We start from the raw sequence: 23,884 nt of genomic DNA, 5'->3' as shown, positions 1-23,884 counted from the left end.
CATGGCAATCACCATGACCGAAGCCAAGAACCGCGCGGTTCGCTCCCAGACGCTCGAGCGCGGGCTCGACGCGCTGCAGACGCTCGCGGACGGGCAGCGTCGCACGAGCCAGGAACTCGCCGACGCCCTCGGCCTGCACCGCTCGGTGGTCTACCGGATCCTCCGCACGCTCGAGGACTACACGTTCGTGACGCGGGCGTCCGACGGCCGATACACCCTCGGCACCGGAGTCGCGGCGCTGGCGGAGGCCAGCATCAGCAATTCCGAGGTGCGCATCGAGGAGGTGCTCGAGGAACTGGCGGCAGCGACCTCGGCGACCGCGATCTTCAGCGTGCCGCAGAAGGACCACGCGGTCGTGTTGGCGTCGATCCGACCCGCGCACCGATCCGCCGCCGTCGCGATCCGCCGGAGCACGCGCTTCCTGCTCTCGGACGGTGCGCCCGGCATGGCGATCCTGGCCTGCGGCCCGGCCACGGAGTACGAGGCGGACGAGATCGCCCTCGCCCGCAGCATCGGCCACGTGCACACGAAGGGCACCCCGTTCCCGGGCTTCGAGGCCGTCGCGCGGCCGATCCGTCTGGGCGATGGTCAGGCAGCGAGCCTCGCCGTCATCTTCCCGACCGGCGCCCACACGCTCGGCGAGGTGACCCCGGCGCTCCAGCACGCCGCGCTGCGCGTGGAGCGCCCCGGAGACGTCTGGTCGGAGTAGCCGCGCTCCCCTCGACGCTGCGAGGGAGCGGTGCTCGGCGTATCCACTTTGCGAAGTGGTGGATCGGTTTCGAGACACGCGCGTAACATTGAGCTCACATATCGAACTCCTCACTCTTGAGAGTTCGAATATCGAGCACAACGCACGCAATGACGCGGACGACTCGCGTCCTGATCGGAAAGAGCACGGACATGACCAGCATTGGCATCATCGGAGCGGGGGTCGCGGGGCTGCACCTCGGGCTGCACCTGCTGCAGCAGGATCTCGACGTCACCATCATCACGAACCGCACCGCGGAGCAGGTCCGCGACGGCAAGATCATGAACAGCGTCGCCCACATGAGCGCGACCATCGACATCGAGCGCACGCTCGGGATCGCCGACTGGCCGGGTACCGACGCGGAGTATTCGTACCACTACCACTACAACGGGTGGGGCGAGGATCGCCGCTTCGAAGGCACGTTCGCCGAGCCCGCGCGGATCCTCGACTACCGGATCTACCTGCCGCACCTGATGTCGGAGTTCGTGCAGCGCGGCGGCACCCTGGAGTACCGCGATCTCTCGGTCGCCGAGATCGAGCGGCTCACCGACGTCCACGACCTCGTCGTCGTCTCGACCGGCAAGGGCGAGATCGGCGCGCTGTTCCCGCGCCGCGAGGACAAGTCGCCCTACACGAGCCCGCAGCGGAAGTTGGCGGTCGGATTCTGGAAGGGCGTCGCGCCTCGCGATCCCCGCGGCGTCGAGATCAGCGTGGCGCCCCCCGCGGGCGAGCTCCTCGCACTCCCGATGTGGTCGTTCTCCGGCCCGGTCCACGCCCTGCTCTTCGAGAGCGTCCCCGGCGGCCCCCAGGAGGCGCTGACGGATCGCCGCTATGAAGACGATCCCGAGGCCTACCGCGAGCTGACCCTGCAGATGCTCCGCGAGTTCCACCCGTCGATCTTCGAGCGGGTCGATCCGGCCGCGTTCGAGCTCCAGGACGGCCCGCGGGACATCCTGCAGGGCGCCGTGACCCCGGTGCTCCGCGAGGACTACGTCCTCCTCCCCAACGGCAAGTACCTGCTCGCGCTCGGCGACGTGCACATGACCGTCGATCCGGTGCAGGCGCAAGGGGCGAATTCCGCAACCTATTCCGCACAGGTCATCGCCGACACGATCCGCGAGGATCACGTCTTCGATGAGCGCTTCATGCGCAAGGTCGCACGCCGCCGAGCGGAGCGGCTCGAAGCCTCCTCGGACTGGGTGAACACGATGATCCAGAACCCGCCGGCACCGCAGATCCCGCGCCTCTTCAGCGAGATGGTGCACGATCAGGCGCTCGCGAACCGCTTCACCGAGAACTTCAACTTCCCCATTCGGCAGATCGATCTGCTCGGCTCCCCCGACCGGGTGGCGGCCGCGGTCGCTCAGCCTGCGAGCGCCTAGGAGGGCCGTCACATGCACAAGCTCGTCGTTCTCTACCCCGCTCCCGTCGACCCCGCCGCCTTCGTCGACTACTACGAATCGCAGCATCTTCCGCTCGCCGCACAACTGCCCGGACTCCTCGACTGGCGCCACTCCACCGAGATCCAGCCGGGCCCCGACGGCTCAGCTGCACCGTACTTCGCGATCTTCGAGGCGGAGTTCGCGGATGCCGCGGCCTTCCGCGCCGCCATGGCCTCGGAGATCGGCCAGGCCGTGGCGGCCGACGTCCCCCGCTACGCCACCGGCGGTGCGACGGTCATCGACTACCCGGTGCTCGATCACCCTGACCACCCCGTGCTCGAAGGGAGCGCATCATGACCACCCTCGATCCTCGTCAGCTCGAATTCCGTCAGGCGATGTCGAACCTCGCCGCGGCTGTGCACGTGGTGACCACCGACGGTGCGCACGGCAGACTCGGCATCACGGTCAGCGCAGCCTGCTCGGTGACCGACTCCCCGCCCACGATCCTGGTCTGCATCAACCGCGGGAGCACCGCGCACGACGTCTTCACGGGTAACGGACGCCTCGCCCTGAACGTGCTGGCCGGCGATCAGGAAGACCTCGCACGGCACTTCTCGGGCCAGACGCACGTGCCCATGGCGGATCGATTCGCGTGGGACGTCTGGGAGGATCTCGACGGGATCCCGACTTTGCGCGATGCCCGCGTGGCACTCACCGGCCACATCACCTCGACGCTCGAGCAGGGCACGCACAGCGTCTTTTTCGTCGAGATCGACGCGATCAGACACCGGTCCGACGCGCAGGCGCTCGTCTACGACAGCCGCGCCTTCCACGCCGTCGGAGCCGCTGCGTAGCCATGTCCGGCGACACCCTCGAGCGAGTGGGCCTCTCCACGCAGGTCCACTCGCTCGGCGCCGCGCACGACCTCGGGGTGCAGCTCTACTATCCCCATCGTCTGACCCCGCTCGGGGCGGAGGCCACCCTCGAGCGCTTCACCCTGACCGCCGTCGCCGCGGCTCTTGGGCCGGTCACCGCCGGCCTGCTGACCTACTCGACCGGGATTCGGATCGACACGGCGCCGTACGAGACCGCGTACCAGTGCAATGTTCCCCTGCGAGGTTCGCTCCGCACCTCGGTCGGCGAGCAGCGCGTGCAAGCCACGAGATCCCGCGCCGCGGTCTACACCCCCGACGTCGACACGGCCATCAGCGGGTGGGAGCACCCCTGCGTGATGCTCGCGGTCAAGCTGGACCGCGGGATGGTCGAGCGCCGTCTCGCACAGGAGGCAGGACCGGACTGGGAGCTCCGGTTCGATCCCGCGCTCGACGTGGCATCGGGCGCCGCGAAGGCCTGGATCACGTCCGTCCGCGAGCTCATCGCGCGCGTGCAGCGCCTCTCCCGGATCGACCCGGGGCTCGCCACCTTCCTCGCCGAACGCTGCGTCGACGGGTTCGTCGCGAGCACCCTGCGTCTCGACGCCCCGGCCGTGCACTCGCGCTCGGCGAATGCCCGCATCGTCGCCCAGGCGCTCGAGGCGATCACCTACTCGAGCGGTGCCCCGCTCTCACTCGGATCCATCGCCGAGTACGTCGGGGTGAGCGGGCGCAGCGTGCAAGCGGCCTTCCGGGAGATCGAAGGCCGGAGCCCGATGCAGGCGCAGCGGAGCGACCGGCTGCAGCGAGTGCATCAGGATCTCCTGCGGGCAGCCGACGGCACACGTGTGCACACGATTGCCCAGCGCCACGGGTTCAGCCACATGGGGCGCTTTTCCGCCATGTACCAGCGCACGTTCGGTGAGTTGCCGTCGCAGACCCTCGACGCAGTCGCGCTATCCGGATAACGAACGTACCGTACCAGCGCTCCGGCCGCTCCCTACGCTGGCAAGCACCGTCCGGGACCGGGCGGCACCGCACCGGAACAAGGGAGTTCTCCATGACACAGCCCGCTGCCCGCACTGTCGAAGCACCGTGCACCACGACCTACCTGCCGGAGGGCGTCGATCCCGCGCGGTTCGCGGATGCCATCGATCGGATGCGCGAGGCGATCGGCATCGCGAACGTGCACACCGACCCGGCGGTCGTCCGTGCCTACGACGACCAGTTCCCGGTGACCGACGGCGACGAGTTCCGGGGCGGCGCCGTCGTCTGGCCTGCGTCGACCGAGGAGGTGCAGGCCATCGTCAGGATCGCCAACGAGTACCTGATCCCGCTGCACGCGTTCTCGACCGGCCGCAACCTCGGCTACGGTGGCTCGTCGCCGATGGTGACCGGCTCAGTGCTGCTCCACCTCGGCAAGCGGATGCATCGGGTGCTCGAGATCAACGAGAAACTCGCCTACGCGGTCGTCGAACCCGGCGTGGACTACGCGACGCTCTACCGCGCCGTGCAGGAGTCGGGCGCGAACCTCATGATCGATCCGGCCGAGCTCGACTGGGGCAGTGTCGTCGGCAACACCATGGACCACGGCGTCGGGTACACCCCCTACGGCGATCACGCGATGTGGCGCTGCGGCATGGAGATCGTGCTGGGCGACGGAGAGGTGCTCCGCACCGGCATGGGCGGCCTGCCGGCCTCCGAGGCGTGGCACCTGTACGCCGGGGGCATCGGGCCCTCGATCGAGGGTCTCTTCGAACAGTCGAACTTCGGGATCTGCACCCGCATGGGCATTCAACTCATGCCCCGGCCCGAAACGGCCGTCACGTTCGCGATCACGTTCCCGCGGGAGGAGGACCTCGCCGCCGTCATGGAGATCACGCTCCCGCTCCGGATCGGCATGGCGCCCATCCAGTCCGTGCCCATCGTGCGGAACATCGTGTTCGACGCCGCCTGCGTCTCGACGCGCGCGGAGTGGCAGGACGATCCCGGCCCGCTGACCGCGGAGGCGAAGCAGCGCATGATCGACGGACTGGAGTCGGGCTACTGGATCCTCTACGGCACCTGCTACGGACCGCGCTGGCAGGTCGACCGCTACCTCGAGATCATCCGGGAGGCGTACGGCACGATCGACGGGTCGCGCTTCGAGACCAATGAGACGCTGCCGCTGAGCGAGGGCAGCCGACGCGCCGAGCTGCTCAACGCTCGCCACCTCCTCAACACCGGCGTGCCCAACCGTCACTCGGCGGCGGTGTTCGACTGGTTCCCGAACGCGGGTCACTTCTTCTACGCGCCGGTGTCGGCGCCGAGCGGCCCGGACGCGGCGACTCAGTTCGCCGACACGCAGCGCATCTCGGACGCCTACGGCACCGACTACCTCGCCCAGTTCATCATCGGGCTTCGGGAGATGCACCACATCTGCCTGCCGCTCTACGACACGAGCGATGCGCAGAGCCAGACAGAGATCCTGCAGATGACCCGCGAACTCATCGAGACCGGGGCGCAGGAGGGGTACGGGATCTACCGCGCACACAACGTGCTGGCCGAGCAGGTGGTGGAGACGTACAGCTTTAACGACCACATTCAGCGCACCGTCAACGAGCGGATCAAGGACGCGCTGGATCCGAACGGGATCCTGAACCCCGGGAAGTCGGGGATCTGGCCGCGCCGCCTGCGAGATCGCTGATCCCGATCCCGCCGGCGCCCTTCGGGGCGCAGTTCTGCACCTGTTTCACGTGGAACCGGTGCAGAACTGCACCCCGAAGGGCCGGGAACGGGCGCGAACGGGGTGCGGGATCCGGGCCGCTAGACGGCCCGAGCCGCCCGCCCCGCCCGCCGGCGCTGCACGAGGCCCTCGACCGTGTCGATCACGAGGAACCCGAGGAGCGTCCACCCCACGTACGGCAGGAACCACCCGATCGCCACGGCTCCGACGGCCACGAGTCCGATCCCCCACCAGGGCGCGCCCCGCAGCACCCCGCGCCGCGGCGGCTTCGCGAGCGCGAGCCGGTCACCGCGCGTCGGCCTCCGACGCCACCACATCGTGTACCCGAGCACCACAAGACTCGCGATTCCGGCGGCCAACAGGAGCAGCACCACCTGATTCGCGATCCCGAACATGCTGCCCATGTGCAGATCGATGCCCCACCGCGTGAGCTTCGCCGGCAGCGGGAACTCGGCGAAGTCCGAGCGGTCGACTACCTCCATCGTCGCGCCGTTGATCGCCACCGAGTCCACCTCGGTCGGGTAGCTCCGCTGGATCTCCTGCACCACCCAGGCCTGGCCCGCTTCGGCCGGGGGCCTGATCTCGACGAGCCCGGTGTTCACGTTGATGCGCTGGGCGATCGCGAGCATCGCGTCGAACGTGTCGGGGTTCGCCTCCCCCGTCGGCGCCGCGACCGGCCCGTGGTGGTGCGCGTGCTCATCCGCCTCCGAAGCGGCGGCGGGATCGAGCGCCGTCGCCAGGCTGGGCGTGCCCCAGCCGAGCGCCGCGCGCAGGTTCCCGACGTTGCCGCCGGCGTTCTGCGACCAGGTGATCCCGGTGGCCGAGAGGAACAGCGCCCCCACGAGCACCCAGATCCCGAGCGAGCTGTGCCAGGAGACCGACGAGCGGTACCCCCTGAACGCACGGTTGGGCCGGATCAGATCCTTCTTCGCGCGCGACTTCCGGATCCGCGCGATCCATAGCCCGGCGCCCGCCACCGCGACGATCCCGAGCCACGAGGCGGCGAGCTCGCTGTACATGCGGCCCGGCTCCCCGAGGTTCAGATTGCGGTGGAGGTTCGAGATCCAGGTGCGCAGCGGGAGCGACCCGCTCGTGCCGTAGGCGGTGAGGTCGCCGCGGATCTCCCCCGTTCCCGGATCGACGAAGATCGCGCGGGTCTCACTCGCGCCGAGCCCCGCCTCCGCGAACATCACCCGGGTTGTGTCGCCCGGATTCGGCGCCGGGCGCACCGCGTTCAGCGCCGCATCCGGGCCGACGACGGTCTCGGCGGCACGGATCTGGTCGCCGAGCGTGAGGTTCGTCTCGTCCGTGGTGGCCGTGAGCTCGTCGTGGTACACCGCCTGCTCGATCGACGGCGCGAGCGCGTAGAGCCCACCGGAGACCGCGGCCACCAGGATGAACGGGCCGACCAGCACCCCGGCGGAGAAGTGGAGCCGGAGCAGCAGCTGCGGGAACCAGCCCCGTCGCACTCGAGTCGGTCGCGGCGTGCTCGCCGCATCAGATCTCATAGACGTCGCCGAAGGATCGGCCTGCAGCGTGCTCGCCATCACGCGCCACCCTCGTAGCTCTCGTTCGCTCCCGCGTAGTCCTTGACCATCGCGTCGAACTCCAGGATCGAGCCGTCGGAGAACGTGAGCGTGAACGTGACTTCGTCACCGGCGAGGATCGGCGCGGGGAGATCCATCATCATGATGTGGTTACCGGCCGGCTCCAGCAGCAGGTCGGAGTTCGCGGGGATCACGAACCCGCCCTCCACCTCGCGCATCACGGACTCGCCCGACTCGTTCGCGACGGTCTCGTGGAGCTCCATCATCGGCGACGACTCCGACGCCACCGACACGATCGTCACGTCGTGGTCAGCGGCGTTCTCGAGCGTGCCGAACCCGGCCGTCATGCCGGAGTCCGCCGCCTTCACCCACGCGTCCTCGACCGTCACGGCCGACGCTGCCGGCGTGGCCTCGGGCGCGGGATCCGCGCCCGTGCAGGCCGTCAGCCCGAGCAGGGCGAGCCCCACGAGTCCAACGGCCGTCTTCTTCTTCGTTCCATGCTTCATCACTGTTCGTGACACCTTTCACGCGTGCACCAGACCGGGCGCCCGCGGGCACCCGGAATCGCCGCCCGTTCACGGGGGCGGTGCAGAAATCAGGGAGACGTGTGCACCCCGATGCTGCGCGCGCTCGAACGCACGCTACCGGGCTGCGAAGAGGTGTACGGGCGGACCCCGGCGGCACTGCACCGTGGTCTGGATGAGCGAGAGGAGCGTGCGGTGGCGGAACTCGGCCGGGAGCACCCGCGGCCGATGCAGGGCGACCGGCTGGGCCCACGGGGCATCGAAGCCGATCCGCACCCACGCGGCGATGCGCGTGGCGATCGCACGCAACCGCTCGAGCGTCCGCTCCCCGCGCACGAGGAAGATCACCGTCACGGCGGCGCCGAGGGCGTGCGCGAGCCACATGGTCGGATCGGCCTGGACCAGTTCGGCGGTGCCGGGCGAGAGTGCGGGCGGCGGGATCATCATCATGGCGGCATGGTCGTGGTGCTGCGGCATTGCGGCACCCGCGCCTGCACTCGCACCCCCCTGCAGCGCAGCGCTCGGGGTACCGAGCATAAAAAGGGTGTGGAACAGCACCTGGCTGGCGACGACCGAGACCGAGAGCCGGATCACCGACAGGTTGCGGCCCGCGAGCGCGACGCAGATGAGCAACGACAGAATCAGCGGTGTCGCCCAGCCGGCGATCCCGGGCACGGCACCGCCGCCGGCCACGTGCGACACCAGCGCCACGAACGTCGCGATGGTCGCCGCGAACGACCCCCGAACCAGGTTCGGGAGGCGCGACGCGTGCATGCCTTCAGTATCCCAGACGCACGTGGCCGGGCGTCCCCCACACGCACGGAGGCCGTGCGGGACATCACCCGCACGGCCTCCGGCTCAGCAGCGCTGCGTCGTCATGACCGCTCGGCGCCGCTCCGCGACCGAGCCACCATCAGCGCGGCACCGGCGACGAGGACCGCACCCGCGAGGGCCGCGAGGCCCAGCGGTCCGGCGGAACCGGTGGTCGAGAGCATCGCGGCGGGCTTCACCGGCGTGGCGGGCACGGGCTTCGCCTCGACGAAGACGGTCTGCGCCGCATCGTTGATGTCCGTGTGCTCGGCGATCGGCTCCCCCAGGAGCTCCGATCCCTCGTACAGCCACTCGAACGCCACGAGCGACTCACCCGCGTGCCCCTCGGGCACGGTGAACGTCACGTCCACCGACCCCGACGCCGCGCGCGGCGTGAACGTCACGGACCCCGTGATCCCGGTCGCCGAACCATCCGACTTCCGCATCAGCTCACCGGTCAGCGTGACCTCCACGCCGGGCACCAGGTGCTCGTAGGTCACCGTGTCGACCACCGTGCCGCCGTTCCACGGCAGCACGCGATCCTGATCCGCGGCATCGACGAGCGACGTGCCGATCGTCGGCACGGGCACCACCGGCGCCTCCTCGACGACGATCGTCTGCGCCGCATCGTCGATGTCCGTGTGCTCCGCGACCGGCTCGCCCGACGTGTCAGTCCCTTCGAACAGCCACTCGAACGCCACGAGCGTCTCACCCGCGTACCCCTCGGGCACGACCATGTTCACGGCGACGGTCCCTGACGCCTCGGTCGGGGTGAACGTGGCCGACCCGGTGATGCCGGTCGCCGAACCATCCGACTTCCGCATCAGCTCACCGGTCAGGGTGTACTCGACACCCGGCTCGAGGTTCTCGTACGACACGGTGTCGACGACCGGTCCGCCGTCCCACGCCAGCACGCGATCCTGATCCGCAGCATCGACGAGCGACGTACCGATCGTCGGGACTGCCACAGCCGCCCACTCGACCGTCGCGTCGGCCTCGGTCGTCGCCGTGCTCGGCGCCACGAGGATCAGGGACTGCGCGTGGTCACCGGAGGTCGGCACCTCACCGTCCTGATTCGGCACCGAGACGACCATGCCGGTCGATCCCGCTCCGGCAGCCGCGACGGTCACCGTGGCGGCGCCCGCCGCGGTCGAGCCGCGCAGGTCGAGGTAGAGCTCGTCGCCGTCGTGCACGTCGGTCGCATCGATCGGGTCGCCGGCGGCGTCCGTCAGCAGGACCGACGGATCAACGGTCGCGCTGACGACGGCCTGGTTGGTGCTCACGACGAACGGACCGACGAGCGTGCCGCTCGTCTGCGGCGCCGAAGGTGCCGTGATGCCGGCGGTGACCGCGAAGTCGGCGGGGGTCATGCCCGCACTCGCGTTCGCCCCGTTGACCAGGTACCAGTACGCAGTCTCGGAATCCGGAGTCTCGAACGACCACGATGCATCGAAGTCCAGGTCGGTGTAGCGCCAGATCGCGTATTGCATCGCCTCGAAGGCGTCGTTCTGCGAGATGCCCGGCACCCCCGCGGCCACGCCGAACTCCTCGAGGCCGAGGGCCGGGTAGCCGTGGCCGAGCACCCAGAGCACCTTGCCCTGAGCCACGGGATCGGTGAAGTAGTTGCTGCCCAGGAAGGTCGCGAGGTCGCCCACCGTGCCGTCCGTGTCGGTGCGTGCCGACACCTGGTTCTCCAGGCAGTAGGCCCACACGTCAGGCTCGCCGGGGTTGGCCGGATCCGCCGGGGTCTCCTCCCAGATCGGGAAGCCTCCCGTGCCGCCGTACCCGACCTTGTGGCCGATGTACACCGAATCTCCGAGCTCGATCGCGGCCATGGCCGGCGACTGTGCCAGCGGCATGATGAGGGCCACGAGGGCCGCGACACCCGCGGTGATCCACCTCCTGGTGGACCGTCGTTCTTGTTGGACTGATGTGGTCATTGCACGCCCTGCCATCTCGTTGTGATGTCACTACCCTGTTGCGACCGCTGCACTCCCCCCAGAGCCCGTACGAACGCAGGTCGACATGAATCTAGCAAGGGTCGGCGGCGGCGGGAAGATCACGGCGCACATGACCCACGCATGGGGGTCACACGTCGACGTACGGGCGTGCCTGGAACATCCGCTGCACCATCACCGGCCCGCCCGCGCCGGGCAGGTCACCGGCAGCGGTGAGCACGCGCTCCGGCTTGCGGACGAGCGTGAGCTGAAGACCTTCGCTGACCGGGAAGAGTGTGGCGGTCACCCGGTCGTCAGCCGATGAGTCGTCGATCACCGCGATCATCTCCTGCGCGATGGCCTGCCCGGTCTCCCGATCGGCCGCGTCCTGATCGCCCAGCCGCAGGGTCAACGCGATCCCGCGATCGTGCGCCCGTCGCATCGCCGGGAACACACTCGGGCCGAGGTGCGTGAGCTGCGGGTCGATCTGGATCACCTGCCGCAGATAGAGCTCCTCGGTCGCGCAGTCGGCCCGGGTCTCCCCCTGCTGCGCCGATCGCCGCGCCTCCACGATGTCGCGCAGCACGCGCATGGCGGGTTCGAGGCCCGTATCGATCCACCGGAGGTACGTGCGCTGGGCGGCCCGCGCGGCGCGGGTCTCGAGGTTCGCGCGGAACGTGCGCTGCTCCGAGGCCGCGGTATCGGTGCAGAGCCGATCGACCGCCGCCTGGAACCGATCCCAGACCAGCCCGAACCCCAGCCCCACGACGGCGGCGAGCACGACGATCGCCATCGCGTCCGCGGAGAGCGGGAGGCCGAGCAGCAGGATCGCGGCGACCGTCACCACCCAGAGTGTCGTCGCGGGCCAGATGGTTCGCCGCAGATCCCGACGCGAGAGCAGCAGCACAAACGGGGCCGTGGGGGCGAGCGCCTGCCAGTGCACCGCCTGGGCGCTGCCGAACTCGGAGTTCAGGGCTGCGCAGACGAAGATGGCACTCGGCGCGAGCGCGAGGAGCACCCCGGTCCAGCGGGGGTGGGATGCCTCGGGGACCAGGCGTCCCCAGACGCAGCACCCCGCCATCACCGCCACGAGGATCACGGCGAAGATCGTGTGGTTCACCGGGTTCGACACGCTCAGGATCACGCTCACCATCGTCACCCCGACGGCCCACAGCAGTGCGGCCCGGCGGAGCATGCCGCGGATCGTGCGCTCGACCCGCACTGCGGACTCCGCGTCCGTCTCCGGGGTGTCGGCCGGGCGACCGAAGGGCAGCACGAGCACCACTCGCGCGCCTCGCCGTGGGGTCGACTCGACCCGGGCCGAGAAGCCGTGCTCGTCGGCCCGCTCCTGCACGGAGTGGGCGAGGCCGCGCATCTGCACGGATCCGGGGTCGAACCCCACCCCCCGGTCGCGCACCTCGACGGTGAGCGCACGCGCGTCGACCGCGATCGCGACCTCGAGCTCGGGTGCCCCGGAGTGCTTGGCCGCGTTGGTGAGCGCCTCGCGCACCGCACCCGCGAACCCGGCCACGGCGCGCGGATCCTCGGCGGCCACGGCCGCGGCGAGTTCCGCATCGCTCGGCCCGGTCCGCCGCACGGGGATCCACGATGCGGCCAGTGCCTCCCCGAGCGGCCCGCCGTCCCGCGCGGGTGCCGCGCGATCGCTCCGCAGCTCCTCCAGGACCGCGAGATCCCGGGCGCACTGGATGCGCACCCGCTCGGGATCGGCGGTGCCCGCGCCTCCGTTGGCGATGGCGCCCAGGGTGTTGACCGCGGTGTCGTGCAGCACGCGCGCCTCCTCCGCGATCTGCCGGTTCGCGCGCTGCGCGATCTCGGCGCGCTCGACGGCGAGCGCCGAGCGTCGCTCCTCGAGGTCGGTGCGGCGCGCGAGGGCGAAGAGCGGCGGCAGGCCGTACCGCAGCGCGAGAATGATCGACGTCTGCGTGACGATGATGGAGACCGGGAGATCCGCGCCCCACTGCGGCAGCGCGACCAGGATCGAGATGCTGACGGACGCCGCCACCGCGAGCACGACCGGCACGACGAACGGCCGCAGGAGCGTCAGCCCGAAGGCGCACCCCGCGAAGTTGATCTGCCAGCAGGCGGCGAAGACCAGCACCGAGTCGAGGTCGCCGCTGCTGAGGTAGGCGTGGAGTGCGAGGTACACCATGGCGATCGGCATCGGCCACACCGGGATCGCGGGCACCGCCGAGATCGCGAGCACCGCGACGATCCCGAGGCCGGCGCACGCGGCTATGAGCGGCCAGGCGGCTGCCCCCTCCGACACCCACGCGGCGAGGACCATCAGACCCTGCCACACCGCGACCATGCCGAGCACGACCTGTCGAATCGACTCGACGAGCGACGCGGACGCCCAGCCGCCCTCCCGGGGGCGCAGGTCCGCCACCAGCGGGGCGAGCAGTGCGTGCATGAGGGTCCATCTCTGGGTCGTGATCGCGGGTGCACCGGCAGTGGCGACGGGCCGACCGGGATCCCGCGCTCATCGTCTCACATGACCCTCGCGCAGGGGTCACCACCCCGCGAAACGCGAACGTACAATCAGGTGTCCTTGCACGCACGGCGCGCAGGGATCGGCGGCCCGGCAACGGACCACCGGATCTGCGAGTCCCTCAACAGGCGCGCAGATGCCCACCTGCTCGTGCGGCTTCGAATCCCCACCCCACGTTCCCGAGGTCGCGCGAGTCACGGTGGCATCGCCCCGTCCACCCGCCGAATGCCATACGATCCTGAGAGGGACACGGATGTTCGAGTTCGAGGGTGGGGATCTGATGGATCGGAGTGGAGCGCAGCGCTGCCGCGTTGCCATCGTCGAGGATCACATGCTCCAGCGGGTCCGCACCGAAGAGCTGCTGCTCAGCGACGGCTCCTTCGAGATCGTCTTCAGCGGCGAGTCCGCACCCGAGTTCGTCGGTTGGGTGCGCGAGACGGCGATCGAGGATCGGCCGCACCTCCTGGTGCTCGATCTCATGGTGGATCGCCGCCCGAGCGTCGACGTCGAGCTCGTCGAACGGCTGCTCACCGCCGGCCTGCGCATCCTTGTGTTCTCCGCGCTCGCGTCGCCCGTGCTCGTGCGCCGGATCGTGCGCGCAGGGGTCACCGGGGTCGTCGGCAAGCGCGACTCGGAGGCCGACATCCTCGCGGCGGCGCGAGCCACCGCTCGGGGGGAGGGGTGGATGTCCACCGAGCTCGCCGCGATCATCGCGGGCGACTCGGGTCGGCCGGAGCTCAGCATCCAGGAGGAGCGGTCGCTCGTGCTCTACGCGTCCGGCCTCACGCTCGACCAGGTGGGCGCGGCGATGAACATCAGTCGCGAGACCGCGAAGCAGTACCTCGACCGGGTCAAGAAGAAATACTCGTCGGCCGGGGTCGAGGTGCGCACGAAGCTGGACTTCGGGCGCATCGCCTGGACTGACGGCTATCTGGACCCCTCGGCCCCGACGGCCTCCGGCGACTGACGGAGCGCTCCGGCTCTCGAAGCGCTCCGTCCCTCGGGGCTGTCGATCTGGCGGATCCGTCACACACGCAGATCCGTCAGACCCGCGACCGCCGCGCCTCCACCACGATCACGGCGACCACCACGCAGATCGCAGCGACCACCACGGTCGAGACCGGCACCGCGACCGAGAGCAGCACGAGGGCGGCCGCGGCGAGGAACACCGCACTCCCGAGCCTCGACAGCTTGCCGCGCAGCAGCATCGCCCACACCGCGAGCATGAAGATGCCGACCGGCAGCGCGAGCGCCGCCGAGGCCGTGGCGAGCGAGAGATGCTCCCCCGCGCCGGTCGTGAGGTCGAGCTCGACCTCGATGCCCGCGGAGACCGCACCGGCCGCGGCGAACAGGAAGTAGTGCCCGTAGCCGAACAGGAAGCCGGTGCGCGAGGAGGACATGCGGTCGCCCTGCTCGAAGCCGAAGTACATCCACCACATGCCGGCGGCGATGAGCAGACCGGTGATTGCGAGGAGCACCAGCCCCGAGAAGCTGCTCGCGGAGGCGCCCGCGTCGATGATCGCGTTCGCCGAGGCGAGCAGGCTCTCGCCGAGCAGGATCAGAGTGAAGAGGCCGAAGCGCTCAGCGACGTGGTGCGGGTGCCAGGGGGTGGGGTGCGTACGCTCGGCCCACAGGGGCACCAGGATCTCGAGCAGCATCGCCAGCCAGAAGGTCCAGAACTGCACCTCCGGCGGGAACGCGAGCCGCACGACCCAGAACACCTGCACCAGCGAGATGCCCGTGGCGAAGCGCAGGGCCACCGCGCGGTGCCCGGGATCCGACGCCGCGAGCCGCAGCCACTGCCCGACCATGGCGATGCGCATCACCACGTAACCCAGGGTGACGAGGCCCCAGGCGCCGTTCGCCATCGCGTCGTGCACCCCGGCGGCGAGCATGAGCACACCGCCCATCTGCAGGATGGTCGTGACCCGGTAGAGCCAGTCATCGGTGTCGAACGCGGAGGCGAACCACGTGAAGTTCATCCACGCCCACCAGATCGCGAAGAACACCATCGCGTACGACAGCGTCGACGATCCCGCGTGACCTTCGACGATGCCGTGGTGCAGATTCTGCGAGGCCTGCGACACGGCGACGACGAAGACCAGGTCGAAGAGCAGCTCCAGCGGGCTGGCGACCCGGTGCGGTTCGTGCGGGCTGCGGCCCGTCATGCGGCTGAGGCCGAGGCGGAGCGGTGAGGTCGAGCTCATGCGTGCGGCGGGATGCGGAAGAGGGACACGTGGTCGCCATCGACGGTCACGACGGCGGACGACTCGCCGTTGAACACCCGGCTCTCCCAGGTGAAGCGGATCTCGGTGACGTCACCGACGGTGTCGGCCTCAAGCACTGTGATCCGGGCCCCAGCCCCGATCGCGTCGGTGTCGGCCCAGCTGCGCTGCCCGGAGCGGCCTCGGAGCACGCGGCCCCAGTCGTCGACGGCGCCATCCTCGGTGAACGCGGCGACGAAGGCGTCCGTGTCGGCGGCGTTGATCGCGTCGACGACGGCCTGCACGGGTGTCGGAAGTGTGATGTGCGGCATGGGAGTCCCTTTCAGTGGTTGCGAAACGAAGCCCCACCCCTGGCGCAGAGACAGCATACCTCGATCGCGGCGGCCGGGGGGCCGCGGGGAATCGCCGCTTCCTAGGGGCTCGGCGCGATCCGCAACTCCACGGTGTCGGTGACCAGGGCCGTCACCTCGACCGACCACCCGTCGCCCCGCCACGACTCCCCCTCGGCGAGCAGGTCGACGAACGGCGCCTCCCCCACCAGTGTCTCCTGCACGCGGCACGATCGCTCCGTCTCGCTGCTGGCGCAGGAGCTCTCCGCCGTGCTCACGAGCGTCACGGTGACGCCGGATGCGGGCAGGTGCCCGTGCACACCCTCGGCTCGCAGGTACTCGACCGTGAGGAACCGGGTCGCGTCCAGCGGCACGATGGCGAGGCGCGCACCCGTGTCGCTCTGTGAGGGACGCAGGGTGACCTCGGACCCCTCCGCGGGCACGACGACGGCGTCATCGAGCGGGATCCAGCCCGCGGCCAGCAGGTTCACCGCGAGGGTGCCCTGTCCGTTCCGCTCCGCCGCATCGACATCGCGGGGCCCGGCGCTGTTGCTCATCACGTCGATGCTGCTGGCGTACGGCGACGCGAGGTCACCCGAGTGGGGCCACCCGAGCACGTGGCCGATCTCGTGCTCCAGCAGGTCGAGGGCGGGCACCGCGCCCCAGTCGGGGTGAAAGTCGCTCGCCCCGAGGTACACCCCGCGGCCCGTCACGCTCGAGGCGCACGGCCAGGGCTCGGCCGCGTCGCAGCTCGCGCCGTCGTCGCCGAACCCGCCCGAGGTGCCCTGGCGATGCTCTGCCGTGGCGATCGCGATGACACCCGGGGCGTCATCGGTGAGCTCGGTCGCCCGGGCGATGCACTCGGTGGGACCCTCAGTATCAGTCAACTCGATCCGGCCGCCCGCCTCGAACTGGGGCGTGTATGCGCCATGGGAGAGCTCGAGGAAATAGTCGGTCACCGTGATGTTGAACGCATCGGTCAGTTCCGCAGGATCAAGGTCGAGTCGGATCCCGGCGGGCTGATACGCGCTCGACGTGGTGTCGGTGGGCACCTCGCACACCCAGACGGCGAAACGATCGGGACCGGTCGTGAGGTGCCCCGCTTCCGCCTCGAGCAGTGCCGCGACGGCGTCCGGTGCACCCGTGAGGTCTGGACGCTCCGGGCGCTCGCTCGGAATCTCGATGAGGGCTCGAGGCTCTGCGGATGCACCGGCCTCGACCCCGGGGTCCGACGGGACGACCGCGCAGCCGGCGAGTGAGGTGATCGCTGCGAGTGCCACACTGCCGGCAAAGCGGACGCTCTGCCGGCACCGCCTTCCTCGTCGACGTGCCATGGTTTGCCTCCACCCGGTGAACCGCTCGATTCACGGTATCGGCATTCGCCGAAGAAGTGGTGTCCCACCGTCGCGGGCCTCTTCCGTTCGCGGGAACCTGAGCATAACCTGTACGCAGTGTACGTAGTCGTAGCGCGTCGGGCTGCGGGTGAGTCCACTGCCAAATCCGTACCGTTCCCTTCGCACCGTCAGGAGATCGTCCTATGGCTCGTCGAATCACCCCCATCCGGGTCCTCGTGATCGGAGCGCTGCTCGCGGCACCGCTCACGATCGCCGGCTCAGCCACCGTTGCCATCGCGGCGGAACCGGCGCTCACCTGCGTCGCCCCGGTCGCTCCGGTCGGAGACACCGGCGCGACCGGCGCGACCGGTGCCGTCGGCGCCGCGGGTGCGCCCGGCGCAGACGGGGCCGACGGCGCTGACGGTCTGCCGGGTGAGACCGGCCCGCAGGGCGAACCGGGTGCGCCCGGTGTGCAGGGACTTCCCGGAGAGACGGGCCCGGCTGGGCCCGAAGGTCCTGCCGGGCCCGTCGGACCCGAAGGGCCCGCCGGACCCGAGGGCCCCGAGGGGCCCGAAGGTCCTCCGCCGATTGGCGGACCGGAACGCGCGGTGCACGCCGCCGTGGTGGCCTGCGCAGATATCCCCACGGTGTGCGTGACGGTCACCAAGGGCGCCACCGGTCAGCAAGGGGCGACCGGCGCGACCGGCGCGACGGGTGAGCCCGGCGCGGCCGGCGCCGACGGAGCCGATGGCGAGCCCGGCGCCGACGGCGCCACCGGAGAACCCGGCGTGCAAGGACCGCAGGGTGATCAGGGAGCGCCGGGCGCAGAGGGGCCCTCAGGGCCCTCCGGTCCTGTCGGTCCTGTCGGACCCGAAGGTCCTGCGGGACCCGCCGGACCTGAGGGCCCGACGTTCCCGCCGGCCGGTGCGGAGAGAACCGTGCACCTTGCAGTGGTCCAAGCGGATTGCGCCGGATTCGCCGAGGCGTGCGTCGCCGAGGTGGTCGGAGACACGGGCGCGGTGGGCGTCACCGGGGCCACCGGGGCCCAGGGGCCGCAGGGACCCGCTGGTGAGGACGGGGCCGACGGAGCCGACGGTGTGCCCGGCGAGCAGGGACCGCAGGGTGAACCGGGTGCGGCCGGTCCGGTCGGCGACGACGGTGATGCCGGACCTGAGGGACCGGCCGGACCTGAGGGCCCCGTGGGACCGGCCGGACCCGCAGGTCCCCAGGGCCCGCAAGGCCCCCCGTGGACCCCGCCGCCCGGTCCCGAGCGCGCCGTGCACCTCGCCGCGGTGACCGTCGCCTCCGGTGCAAGCATTCACTTCCCGGCCTCGTGTGCCCCGGTGACCACGCCGACCGGCACCACGGGAACGGCCGCCGCCGCGGGCACCGGCCTCGCCACCACCGGCGGCCCCGCCTCGGTGCTGCCACTCGCGGCCGGCATCCTGCTCGTCGGAGCCGGCGGCGCGGGCATCCTCTGGGCGGCTGAGCGCCGGAAGCGCATGAGCGCCTAGCCTGTCACGAGTGACCACGCGGGGGATGCGGCTTCGGCCGTGTCCCCCCTGTTCCTTTTTCGTAAATACATTGCATCGAAGCTATTCGTTTCGGGCGAGACAATTTCATGATCGGTTCACTTCAGCTATTTTGCAATCATCTGGTGGGCGTTGGGGTTTCCGACTTTGACCATTAGCAGTTGATCGATTTCGAGCCGTTCGCGAAGCAAAGTCAGCCCTAAGCTTGAGATGAGTCGACGACCAAGCTCTCAGATGGTTCAGATTGGATCGAACAAATGCGCATTACTCGGGTTCGAGCAAGCAACTGGCGGAACTTCAAGAGTCTGGACTTTTCCTTCGACACACGAGTATTCGTCGTTGGCCCAAATGCGGCCGGTAAGTCCAATCTGCTCGACATTTTCAGATTCCTCGGCGACATTGCTGCATCTGGAGGTGGTCTGTCTTCTGCCGTTGACTCCCGAGGTGGCATTAGCAAAGTTCGTAGTCTCTTTGCACGCACACATCGACGCGGGAGATTGATTCTTGAGATTGATCTCGAGGAAGAGGGGACGGTATGGAAGTACTTGCTCTCCATTAGGGGAGAAGCAGGGGGCCGAAATCGTCCAATCGTAGACGAGGAGCGGGTCGAAAGGGATGGCGAAGTACTCCTGTCGCGGCCCGACAAACATGACCTAGAGGACCCTGAGCTTCTAACACAGACCCATCTGGAGCAAATATCCGCCAATCAGAAGTTTCGTCCACTAGCTGAGTACTTCTCAAAGGTCCAGTACTTTCATCTGGTTCCTCAACTGATTCGCGAACCGTCATGGTCAAGCAACAGTAGTGAAGATCCCCACGGTGGCGACTTTATTGCGCGAATTAACAGTACGCCCATCCGCACCCAAAAGGCATGGCTGAGGCGCATCGAAAAGGCACTTAGAGCGGCAGTGCCCGAGTTTGAATCGCTTGAAGTCGAGGTGGACACTGCTGGGCGTCCCCATCTCACCGCGGGTTACAAGAACTGGCGGGCAACCCCGACTCGACATAGTGAAGCCGAGTTTTCTGATGGAACTCTCCGCCTCATTGGACTTCTTTGGACCGTGGTAAGTGCGCCTGCAAATGGAGGCGTTCTTCTGTTAGAAGAACCGGAACTCTCTCTCAATTCAGCGATTGTTCGAATGCTACCTACTGTATTGGCAACGGCCCAACGAGATCGTTCACTTCAAATACTTCTGTCCACGCATGCGCCTGAGCTTCTCGATGACGAGGGTGTGCGGCCGTCTGAGGTTTTGGCACTTCTAGTGACTAAGGACGGCACCGAAGCTCATCTACTAGACGAAATTGAAGAGATCGAGGACGAAATAGGCGCCGGCCTGCCCCTCTCAGATGTCGTACATGGGCTCGTAGCTCCTCAAGACCTGGACGGCCTCATTGCCGTTGGGCGGAGCAAGTAGTGCGGGTAAATGTTGTGGTCGAAGGGGCCTCAGACAAGGGTGCGGCCGAAGCCATCGTCCGGGAGGCCGGACATGAAATTCAGAAGATCATCGACAAGGGTGGAAAAACAAGACTCGACCCTCTGCTTGCGAACTACAATCAGGCAGCGCGGCGCACCCCGTGGATTGTCTTTCGAGACACCGACTCTCAATGCCCTGTGGAGCTTCGAAAGTCGCTGCTTCTTCCTGTCGGTGAATTGTCTCCATACTTCCACCTACGCCTGGCTCACTCGATGACCGAGGCATGGTTGATGGCGGACACCGAGGGTTTTGCGCAGCACTTCCAGGTATCGAAAGGAAAAGTCACCGTCGATCCGGAGTCACTCCCCCATGCGAAACACGAAATTCTTCGTCTTTGCATGCAGTCAAAATCACGAGCGATCAGAGAGGGAATGACTGCGGGAAATCAGGAAACTGGCCCTCTCTATGTCTCGATGTTGAATGATTTTGCTCGCAATCATTGGAGCGTTGCGAGCGCATCGAAGCAAAGCGGAAGTCTACGGCGAGCGGTTGCAAGAATCACAGCAATTGCTTAGCGCCGGAAATCGCACTTGATCCAGACAGGGAATTCGGGAATGCGCTTCCCGAGATAGCCGGATTCAATAATGAGCTGGGCCGCCCGCGTTGAACTTTGTGAGCAGCGAATCTGCTGGTGTCGTAGTGGCGCCATTTCCTTTTGCCTGTTCAGATGTCCCGCTCTCCAACGCTTGGCCTACAAGCCCCAGGCATTTTGGTGACAGAAGCGACGGGGCTACATTCAGTCTGAACGCAAGCGTATGATGACAAAGCTTGCGACCCGGGATCCTGCGTGGTTGTGTGGTGCCATGTCAGCGCGGGAGTGGTCGACGGTCTGGGCGGCCGTGCACGAGGAACGGCGCGCGCTCAGCGCCGATCTCGCCGAGCTGCCCCCGGAGCGGTGGGCTGAGTCGTCGCTGTGCCCCGGTTGGGACGTGCACGACGTCGTCGCCCACCTCATCGACTCGGCCAAGACCACCCGGATCGGGTTCGTCCGGCGCCTGATCGCGGCGCGCTTCGACTTCGACCGCGACAACGCGATCGGTGTGGCACGAGAGCGCCGTGCCACACCCGCCGAGACGATGGCCGCGTTCGACCGGATCATCCCGGAGACGAAGACCCCGCCGGCCGCGCCGGCCACACGCCTCGTGGAGGCGGTCGTGCACGGTGAGGACATCCGTCGCCCGCTCGGGATCGGGCGCAGCACTCCCCTCGAGCACGTGCTGCCGGCGCTGCGGTATCAGCTCCGCACGTCGACGGCGATGGGCGGCGGACGCGAGCGGGCTCAGGGACTGTGCCTGATCGCGAGCGACGCCGACGTCGCCCTCGGATCCGGATCCGACCCCGAGGTGCGCGGCACCGCGCTCGCCCTGCTGCTCGCGGTCTCCGGGCGCCGCCTGCGGCCCGGAGAACTCGCCGGTCCGGGCGTCCCGGCCCTCACGGCGTAGCCCGCAGGTCGCGCGGCGGCCCCTACTGAGCGAGGGCGACGATCCGGATCCGATTGCCCCAGGGATCCTCGACGATCACCCCGCCGGGGGTGGTCTCGGACGCGAATCCGCCCGCGGCCGCGCGCTCCGCCACGGCCTCGACGTCCGCGGTCGTCGGCAGGCTGATCGTGACCGATCCGAGGCCGACCTCCGTGCTGCGCGGCCCGGCTCCCGCGCTCACCCAGGTGTTGGTGGCGAGGTGGTGGTGGTAGCCGCCCGCCGAGTAGAAGAGCGCGCCGTCGGCCTCCGACACGACGTCGAACCCGAGGGTGTCGGCGTAGAAGGCACGCGCCTCGTCGAGGTCGCCGACCTTCAGGTGCATGTGCCCGACCACCGCGGTGCCGGCGGCCGCGTCGCCCAGGTGCTCGTCGATGAACTGGTTGGGGTCGAGCGGATCGCTCCCCATCTCCACCATGCCGTCGTTCCAGGTCCACTCCTCTCGCGGCCGGTCAACGTACAACTCCACCCCGTTGCCCTCGGGGTCGCCGAAGTAGAACGCCTGGCTCACCGTGTGATCTGCGGCACCCTGGTAGCTCTCGGGTGCGTTCTGGGCGACCTGCATGAGCGTCTCCGCGAGGGTGGCCTCGTCGGGGTAGAGGATCGCCGTGTGGTACAGCCCGGCATCGTCGGGCTGCGGCAGCGGCTCGTCGGAGCGGACCAGCCGGATCAGCGGCTCCTCCCCGCGCCCGAGCAGCACCTCGTCGCTCTCGGAGCTGAGCACCTCCAGGCCGACCCCCGACTCGTAGAACTCGGCGACCTCCTCGAGCCCCCGAACCTTGAGCTCGGTGACGCCCATCGTCGTCTCGGCGGGCAGTCCGTCTGCTCGCGGGGCCGGCGCACCGGTGGCGGTCTCCGCCGACGCCTCGGCCGGGCCGAAGATCCAGAGTGCGGTGCCGATGATCGCCCCGAGCGCGACGATCCCGGCAATGATCGCGACGAGCAGCCGGGATTTCCCGCGAGCAGGATGGGCAAAGGGGTGCATGGTGGTGGTCCTTCAGTGTGGTGATGGCGCGGCGGCGATCCCGAGCCGCGCAGTCTGAGTGATGTGGAGTCGGGGTTACGGCGTGACCCCGGAGCGCGCCGCGAGCAGATCCTGCATGAGGCCGATCTCGCTGCGCTGCGCCCGCACGATGCTGCCGGCCAGATCGACGACCACCGGGGTGCTGCTGCGATCCAGCACGGCCTCGGCCATCTCCACCCCGCCCTCGTGGTGCGCGATCATGAGTTCGAGGAACCGCCGCTCGGCGTCCCGGCCCGAGAGCTCCCGCAGCACGTCGAGATCCTCCCGCGAGGCCATACCCGGCATGGTCGCGGGCACCTCCGCAGGATCCACCGCCACATGCGCATCGTGCCCGCCCGCGCCGCCGGGCGAGCGGTGCATCCAGGTCATCGGCGCCTCGGGCGAGGCCTGCGACAGCCCCCAGGAGGCGAGCCACCCGAACATCTGCCCGGACTGCTGCGACTGGGAGGTCGCGATATCGTACGCGAGCAGTCGCACCTCGGGATCGTCGGTGCGATCCCGCACGATCATCGACATCTGCACGGCCTGGTCGTGGTGCACCTGCATATCCCGTGCGAACCCGGCGTCCGCGCTGAGCGTGCCGGGCAGCGGCTCCGCCGAGGCGGTCGCCCGGCCGATGATCACCGACGCGGCGACGAGCACACACGCCAGCATGGTCGCGACGAAGACGGTGAGACCGATCGCCCTCGGCCTAGGCGACACGACCCGGGCCCTCGACCGCGCCGGCGCACGAGGCTCCCGGCTCGGGGGCGTCCGCGGACTTCCAGAACTTGTCGATGAACTGACCGAGCCGAGCGTCGTCCGCCGATTCGAGCTCGATCTGCGCACCCCAGGCCGAGGCGACGATCGGGGCCGGCAGCCCGGGGAACGGCGAGATGATCGTGTGGAGCTGCGGGATCGCGGCGCGCAACTCGCCGACCGTCGCGTCGGTCACGCGCTCGGGATCGTACGTCACCCAGACCGCCCCGTGCTCGAGGGAGTGCACAGCGTTCTCGTTCTGCTGCGGCTGGTTGTAGACGCCGCAGTTGAGCCAGGCCTGCGAGTGGTCGCCCCCGGCCGGCGGGAGCATGTCGTACTCGGCCTGGTAGTCCACGGGCCGCGGGTCGATGTGGGTGGCGGGGAGGTCGGTGAACTCGCGCATGTCGGCGATCGCGATGTCCTGCGGACGCTGGCGCGGGGTCGTCGAGGTCGCGATGAACGTGACCAGCAGTGCGAGCACCGCGACGCCGCCGGCGATGCCGCTGGCCCAGGCGATGCGGCGCCGTCGCGCCTGCGCCGCGCGTTCCTGTTGGAAGACCCGCACCTTCTCGGCGCGCGCATCCGCGCGCCGCTGCTTGACCGTCCTCCGGTCCGAAGATTCCGCCACGACCACTCCCCACTGCGTCATTAGTTGTCGCGACAATCATTTAGGATCAGGCTGGGAAACCCCTCCG

The 23,884-nt window shown here is 69.0% G+C and carries 22 protein-coding genes; 11 read left to right on the top strand and 11 right to left on the bottom strand.

The features are described 5' to 3' along the window. The first annotated feature begins 13 nt into the window (after positions 1 to 13). The 6 genes from MUN76_RS10385 to MUN76_RS10360 all read left to right on the top strand — a co-directional run bounded on the left by MUN76_RS10385 (position 14) and on the right by MUN76_RS10360 (position 5,688). Positions 14 to 709, top strand: coding sequence for an IclR family transcriptional regulator (locus MUN76_RS10385; protein ID WP_244684483.1), 696 nt, complete (start codon positions 14 to 16; stop codon positions 707 to 709). 191 nt (positions 710 to 900) lie between these two features. Then, positions 901 to 2,130 (top strand): styrene monooxygenase/indole monooxygenase family protein, encoded by a 1,230-nt coding sequence (locus MUN76_RS10380; RefSeq protein WP_244684482.1) that lies wholly within the window; start codon positions 901 to 903, stop codon positions 2,128 to 2,130. 12 nt (positions 2,131 to 2,142) lie between these two features. Beyond that, complete coding sequence (locus MUN76_RS10375; protein ID WP_244684480.1) at positions 2,143 to 2,487, top strand: EthD family reductase; 345 nt, start codon at positions 2,143 to 2,145, stop codon at positions 2,485 to 2,487. Beyond that, the gene (locus MUN76_RS10370) at positions 2,484 to 2,984 is read left to right on the top strand and encodes a flavin reductase (RefSeq protein WP_244684479.1); all 501 of its coding nucleotides are present in this window, start codon (positions 2,484 to 2,486) and stop codon (positions 2,982 to 2,984) included. The genes MUN76_RS10375 and MUN76_RS10370 overlap by 4 nt, the downstream gene beginning before the upstream one ends. 2 nt (positions 2,985 to 2,986) lie before the next feature. Continuing rightward, positions 2,987 to 3,970, top strand: a complete 984-nt coding sequence (locus tag MUN76_RS10365) for an AraC family transcriptional regulator (protein WP_244684477.1) — start codon at positions 2,987 to 2,989, stop codon at positions 3,968 to 3,970. Between the two features lie 92 nt (positions 3,971 to 4,062). Then, positions 4,063 to 5,688, top strand: coding sequence for an FAD-binding oxidoreductase (locus MUN76_RS10360; protein ID WP_244684475.1), 1,626 nt, complete (start codon positions 4,063 to 4,065; stop codon positions 5,686 to 5,688). A 119-nt stretch (positions 5,689 to 5,807) separates the two neighbouring features. Here MUN76_RS10360 and MUN76_RS10355 read toward each other — a convergent pair whose 3' ends face one another. The 5 genes from MUN76_RS10355 to MUN76_RS10335 form a co-directional block, all read right to left on the bottom strand. Then, positions 5,808 to 7,235 carry a PepSY-associated TM helix domain-containing protein gene (locus MUN76_RS10355; protein ID WP_244684474.1) on the bottom strand — a complete coding sequence of 476 codons (1,428 nt, stop codon included), beginning with the start codon at positions 7,233 to 7,235 and terminating at the stop codon, positions 5,808 to 5,810. Positions 7,236 to 7,273: 38 nt separating this feature from the next. Continuing rightward, positions 7,274 to 7,780 carry a copper chaperone PCu(A)C gene (locus MUN76_RS10350; RefSeq protein WP_244688749.1) on the bottom strand — a complete coding sequence of 169 codons (507 nt, stop codon included), beginning with the start codon at positions 7,778 to 7,780 and terminating at the stop codon, positions 7,274 to 7,276. 135 nt (positions 7,781 to 7,915) lie between these two features. Further along, complete coding sequence (locus MUN76_RS10345; RefSeq protein ID WP_244684472.1) at positions 7,916 to 8,572, bottom strand: hypothetical protein; 657 nt, start codon at positions 8,570 to 8,572, stop codon at positions 7,916 to 7,918. Positions 8,573 to 8,673: 101 nt separating this feature from the next. Next, a complete protein-coding gene (locus MUN76_RS10340; protein WP_244684470.1) occupies positions 8,674 to 10,548 on the bottom strand; it encodes a VaFE repeat-containing surface-anchored protein in 1,875 nt (624 codons plus the stop codon). Between the two features lie 148 nt (positions 10,549 to 10,696). After that, complete coding sequence (locus MUN76_RS10335; RefSeq protein ID WP_244684468.1) at positions 10,697 to 12,976, bottom strand: sensor histidine kinase; 2,280 nt, start codon at positions 12,974 to 12,976, stop codon at positions 10,697 to 10,699. A 331-nt stretch (positions 12,977 to 13,307) separates the two neighbouring features. On the opposite strand from MUN76_RS10335, the gene MUN76_RS10330 reads away from it, so the two are divergent. After that, complete coding sequence (locus tag MUN76_RS10330) at positions 13,308 to 14,021, top strand: DNA-binding response regulator (RefSeq protein WP_244684466.1); 714 nt, start codon at positions 13,308 to 13,310, stop codon at positions 14,019 to 14,021. Positions 14,022 to 14,097: 76 nt separating this feature from the next. Here the strand turns inward: MUN76_RS10330 and MUN76_RS10325 are convergent, their stop codons facing one another. From MUN76_RS10325 to MUN76_RS10315, 3 genes are all read right to left on the bottom strand, one after another. Further along, positions 14,098 to 15,261: a low temperature requirement protein A gene (locus MUN76_RS10325; RefSeq protein WP_244684464.1), complete on the bottom strand. Its 1,164-nt coding sequence runs from the start codon at positions 15,259 to 15,261 to the stop codon at positions 14,098 to 14,100. Next, entirely contained in the window at positions 15,258 to 15,590 is a 333-nt protein-coding gene (locus tag MUN76_RS10320; RefSeq protein WP_244684462.1) for a nuclear transport factor 2 family protein, read from the bottom strand. The genes MUN76_RS10325 and MUN76_RS10320 overlap by 4 nt, the downstream gene beginning before the upstream one ends. A 101-nt stretch (positions 15,591 to 15,691) precedes the next feature. After that, complete coding sequence (locus MUN76_RS10315; RefSeq protein WP_244684460.1) at positions 15,692 to 16,888, bottom strand: metallopeptidase domain-containing protein; 1,197 nt, start codon at positions 16,886 to 16,888, stop codon at positions 15,692 to 15,694. A gap of 257 nt (positions 16,889 to 17,145) precedes the next feature. Between MUN76_RS10315 and MUN76_RS10310 the strand changes: the two genes are divergently transcribed. The 4 genes from MUN76_RS10310 (at position 17,146) to MUN76_RS10295 (ending at position 21,391) form a co-directional block, all read left to right on the top strand. Continuing rightward, entirely contained in the window at positions 17,146 to 18,456 is a 1,311-nt protein-coding gene (locus MUN76_RS10310; protein ID WP_244684458.1) for a collagen-like protein, read from the top strand. A gap of 275 nt (positions 18,457 to 18,731) precedes the next feature. Beyond that, positions 18,732 to 19,889 carry an AAA family ATPase gene (locus MUN76_RS10305; protein ID WP_244684456.1) on the top strand — a complete coding sequence of 386 codons (1,158 nt, stop codon included), beginning with the start codon at positions 18,732 to 18,734 and terminating at the stop codon, positions 19,887 to 19,889. Then, positions 19,889 to 20,464 carry a hypothetical protein gene (locus MUN76_RS10300; RefSeq protein ID WP_244684455.1) on the top strand — a complete coding sequence of 192 codons (576 nt, stop codon included), beginning with the start codon at positions 19,889 to 19,891 and terminating at the stop codon, positions 20,462 to 20,464. Before MUN76_RS10305 ends, MUN76_RS10300 begins: the two co-directional genes overlap by 1 nt. Positions 20,465 to 20,752: 288 nt before the next feature. Next, entirely contained in the window at positions 20,753 to 21,391 is a 639-nt protein-coding gene (locus MUN76_RS10295; RefSeq protein ID WP_244684454.1) for a maleylpyruvate isomerase family mycothiol-dependent enzyme, read from the top strand. Positions 21,392 to 21,413: 22 nt separating this feature from the next. On the opposite strand, the gene MUN76_RS10290 is transcribed toward MUN76_RS10295, so the two are convergent. The 3 genes from MUN76_RS10290 to MUN76_RS10280 all read right to left on the bottom strand — a co-directional run bounded on the left by MUN76_RS10290 (position 21,414) and on the right by MUN76_RS10280 (position 23,817). Continuing rightward, the gene (locus MUN76_RS10290; RefSeq protein ID WP_244684453.1) at positions 21,414 to 22,412 is read right to left on the bottom strand and encodes a VOC family protein; all 999 of its coding nucleotides are present in this window, start codon (positions 22,410 to 22,412) and stop codon (positions 21,414 to 21,416) included. Between the two features lie 75 nt (positions 22,413 to 22,487). Then, positions 22,488 to 23,153 carry a DUF305 domain-containing protein gene (locus tag MUN76_RS10285; RefSeq protein ID WP_244684452.1) on the bottom strand — a complete coding sequence of 222 codons (666 nt, stop codon included), beginning with the start codon at positions 23,151 to 23,153 and terminating at the stop codon, positions 22,488 to 22,490. Continuing rightward, positions 23,143 to 23,817: a thioredoxin-like domain-containing protein gene (locus MUN76_RS10280; protein WP_244684451.1), complete on the bottom strand. Its 675-nt coding sequence runs from the start codon at positions 23,815 to 23,817 to the stop codon at positions 23,143 to 23,145. Before MUN76_RS10280 ends, MUN76_RS10285 begins: the two co-directional genes overlap by 11 nt. Positions 23,818 to 23,884: the final 67 nt, after the last annotated feature.

Origin of the sequence: Leucobacter rhizosphaerae, assembly GCF_022919175.1 — a bacterium.
Taxonomy (GTDB): Bacteria; Actinomycetota; Actinomycetes; order Actinomycetales; family Microbacteriaceae; genus Leucobacter; species Leucobacter rhizosphaerae.
The sequence above is the reverse complement of the archived record's forward strand: the minus strand, read 5'-3'. Positions and strand labels throughout refer to the sequence as shown.

Coding starts and splice junctions, on each gene's coding strand:
- MUN76_RS10305 (WP_244684456.1), top strand. CDS start 18,732: ATGCGCATTACTCGGGTTCGAGCAAGCAACTGGCGGAACTTCAAGAGT.
- MUN76_RS10330 (WP_244684466.1), top strand. CDS start 13,308: ATGTTCGAGTTCGAGGGTGGGGATCTGATGGATCGGAGTGGAGCGCAG.
- MUN76_RS10350 (WP_244688749.1), bottom strand. CDS start 7,780: ATGAAGCATGGAACGAAGAAGAAGACGGCCGTTGGACTCGTGGGGCTC.
- MUN76_RS10355 (WP_244684474.1), bottom strand. CDS start 7,235: ATGAGATCTGATGCGGCGAGCACGCCGCGACCGACTCGAGTGCGACGG.
- MUN76_RS10320 (WP_244684462.1), bottom strand. CDS start 15,590: ATGCCGCACATCACACTTCCGACACCCGTGCAGGCCGTCGTCGACGCG.
- MUN76_RS10385 (WP_244684483.1), top strand. CDS start 14: ATGACCGAAGCCAAGAACCGCGCGGTTCGCTCCCAGACGCTCGAGCGC.
- MUN76_RS10375 (WP_244684480.1), top strand. CDS start 2,143: ATGCACAAGCTCGTCGTTCTCTACCCCGCTCCCGTCGACCCCGCCGCC.
- MUN76_RS10370 (WP_244684479.1), top strand. CDS start 2,484: ATGACCACCCTCGATCCTCGTCAGCTCGAATTCCGTCAGGCGATGTCG.
- MUN76_RS10345 (WP_244684472.1), bottom strand. CDS start 8,572: ATGCACGCGTCGCGCCTCCCGAACCTGGTTCGGGGGTCGTTCGCGGCG.
- MUN76_RS10360 (WP_244684475.1), top strand. CDS start 4,063: ATGACACAGCCCGCTGCCCGCACTGTCGAAGCACCGTGCACCACGACC.
- MUN76_RS10365 (WP_244684477.1), top strand. CDS start 2,987: ATGTCCGGCGACACCCTCGAGCGAGTGGGCCTCTCCACGCAGGTCCAC.
- MUN76_RS10325 (WP_244684464.1), bottom strand. CDS start 15,261: ATGAGCTCGACCTCACCGCTCCGCCTCGGCCTCAGCCGCATGACGGGC.
- MUN76_RS10310 (WP_244684458.1), top strand. CDS start 17,146: ATGGCTCGTCGAATCACCCCCATCCGGGTCCTCGTGATCGGAGCGCTG.
- MUN76_RS10295 (WP_244684454.1), top strand. CDS start 20,753: ATGTCAGCGCGGGAGTGGTCGACGGTCTGGGCGGCCGTGCACGAGGAA.
- MUN76_RS10340 (WP_244684470.1), bottom strand. CDS start 10,548: ATGACCACATCAGTCCAACAAGAACGACGGTCCACCAGGAGGTGGATC.
- MUN76_RS10335 (WP_244684468.1), bottom strand. CDS start 12,976: ATGCACGCACTGCTCGCCCCGCTGGTGGCGGACCTGCGCCCCCGGGAG.
- MUN76_RS10380 (WP_244684482.1), top strand. CDS start 901: ATGACCAGCATTGGCATCATCGGAGCGGGGGTCGCGGGGCTGCACCTC.
- MUN76_RS10290 (WP_244684453.1), bottom strand. CDS start 22,412: ATGCACCCCTTTGCCCATCCTGCTCGCGGGAAATCCCGGCTGCTCGTC.